The following is a 2,469-nucleotide window of genomic DNA, read 5'->3' on the forward strand; positions in this document are numbered from 1 at the left end:
CCGGTCGCCGTCAGCGCGTCGGCGCGCCCGCTCCTGCACGTCGCGGTGCCCCGTGGCTCGGCGCGGCCGAGCGCCGCCGGCGTCGAAGGGCACGTGATCTCGTTCGAGTCCGTGCGGGTCATCGTGCATGGCGGGTTGCGCGTGGTCGATCCGGCGAGCACCTGGATGCAGCTCGGCGCATCGCTCCGTGTCGACGACCTCGTCGCTGCCGCCGAGTACCTGATCACCGGATCGCAGCCGTTCGACGGACGAATACCGCTCTGCGGCCGGGACCAGCTCGAGTCCGCCCTCGCCGCACATTCCGGGCGTCGTGGGATCGACGCGCTCCGTCGAGCCCTGGCCGCCGCACGATGGGGTGCCCTGTCGCGCAGGGAGACGCTGCTGCGGCTCGACCTCGTGAGGGCGGGCCTACCCGAGCCGGTCCCCAATCACCGGGTCCTGGACGGACGTGGCGAACTCGTCGCGATGATCGACCTCGCGTATCCCGATCGTCGGGTCGGGATCGAGTACCAGAGCGACCTGCACCGATCGCCTGCACAATGGCGTCGCGACATCCGCCGGATCGAGCGGCTCGCCGATCTCGGCTGGGTGATCGTCCAGGCGACCGCGGACGACGTCAGCGCGGACGGCGAGCTGCGCGACTCGGCGGCATTCGCCGACCGCGTGCGTCGGCGACTCGACGCGCGCGGCACGCATCGCAGCTGAACGAGAGGATGGCATCTGCACCGCGCGGCGGGATGATCGGTGCGGATGGCATCTCCTCGACGTGAGGGTGACGCCTCGTCGGCCCGTGGCCGAGCCGAGCGCCGGGCCGAGCGCCGGGCCGGCGCTGCGCGCGGCGAAGTAGGGTTGAGCGCGACATGGCACACCTCCTCGGCGCCGAGCGCCTGCACCTCGAGTTCCCCACGCGCACCGTCTTCGACGAGGTCACCCTCGGCATCGACGAGGGCGACCGCATCGGCATCGTGGGGCGCAACGGCGACGGCAAGTCGACGCTGCTGAAGCTGCTCGCGGGGCGGCTCGAGCCCGACGGCGGCCGGGTGACCGTCCGACGCGGCGTCCGCATCGGCATGCTCGACCAGGCCGACACCGTCGACCCGGACGCCACGGTCGCCGAGGCCGTCGTCGGCGGCATCGACGAGCACGTGTGGGCGGGCGACGCGAAGGTGCGCGACGTGATCGCGGGGCTGCTCGGCGACGTGCCGTGGCAGGGTCGCGTGGGCGACCTGTCGGGCGGCCAGCGTCGCCGCGTCGGGCTCGCGGCGCTGCTCATCGGCGACTGGGACGTGCTGTTCCTCGACGAGCCGACGAACCACCTCGACGTCGAGGGCATCGCGTGGCTCGCGCGCCACGTGAAGGGCCGCTGGGCCGCGAGCGACGGCGCGCTCGTCGTCGTGACCCACGACCGGTGGTTCCTCGACGAGGTGTGCACGGCCACGTGGGAGGTGCACGACGGCATCGTCGAGCCGTTCGAGGGCGGGTACGCCGCGTACGTGCTGCAGCGCGTCGAGCGCGACCGGATGGCGGCGGCATCCGAGGCCAAGCGGCAGAACCTGATGCGCAAGGAGCTCGCGTGGCTGCGCCGCGGCGCGCCCGCGCGGACGTCGAAGCCGAAGTTCCGCATCGACGCGGCGAACGAGCTCATCGAGAACGAGCCGCCCGTGCGCAACCCGGTCGAGCTCAACCGCCTCGCGGTGTCGCGGCTCGGCAAGGACGTGGTCGACCTCCTCGACGTGTCGGTCGAGTACCCGGTGCGGGATGCCGCGCCCGGCGCGCCCGCGACGCGGACCGTGCTGCACGAGCTCGAGTGGCGCATCGCGCCGGGGGAGCGCACCGGCATCCTCGGCGTGAACGGGGCGGGGAAGTCGACGCTGCTGAAGCTGGTCACGGGCGACGTGGAGCCGACGACGGGGCGCGTGAAGCGCGGCAAGACCGTGAAGATCGCGGTCCTGAGCCAGGAGCTCGCCGAGCTCGCCGAGTGGACCGAGGAGCGCGTGAGCGCGGTGGTCGCGGCGCAGAAGACGGCATACGTCGTCGGCTCGGGCTCGAAGGCCGTCGAGCTCACGCCCGGCCAGCTCCTGGAGCGGCTGGGGTTCACGAGCCAGCAGCTCGCGACCCCGGTCAAGGACCTCTCGGGCGGGCAGAAGCGCCGCCTGCAGCTCCTGTTGATCCTGCTGCAGGAGCCGAACGTGCTGATCCTCGACGAGCCGACGAACGACCTCGACACCGACATGCTCGCCGCGATCGAGGACCTCCTCGACGCCTGGCCCGGCACCCTGCTCGTCGTCAGCCACGACCGGTACCTCGTCGAGCGCGTCACCGACCGGCAGGTCGCGATCCTCGACGGGCACCTGCGCGACCTGCCGCGCGGCGTCGACCAGTACCTCGAGCTGCGCCGGCAGCAGGCGACGGATGCCGCGGCCGCGACGTCGTCGGCGGCGATGCGTCCGACCGCGCCCGCGGGCGGGC

Annotated in this window: 2 protein-coding genes; both read left to right on the plus strand. The window is 72.9% G+C overall.

The window, feature by feature from the left end; all coding sequences use genetic code 11:
* The coding region (locus ESO86_RS19175; protein ID WP_165307994.1) for a hypothetical protein at positions 1-705 on the plus strand (705 nt) is incomplete at its 5' end.
* 155 nt (positions 706-860) lie between these two features.
* The coding region (locus tag ESO86_RS15450) for an ABC-F family ATP-binding cassette domain-containing protein (RefSeq protein ID WP_165307996.1) at positions 861-2,469 on the plus strand (1,609 nt) is incomplete at its 3' end.

It is taken from the genome of Agromyces binzhouensis (genome assembly GCF_004135055.1).
Classification (GTDB): Bacteria; Actinomycetota; Actinomycetes; order Actinomycetales; family Microbacteriaceae; genus Agromyces; species Agromyces binzhouensis.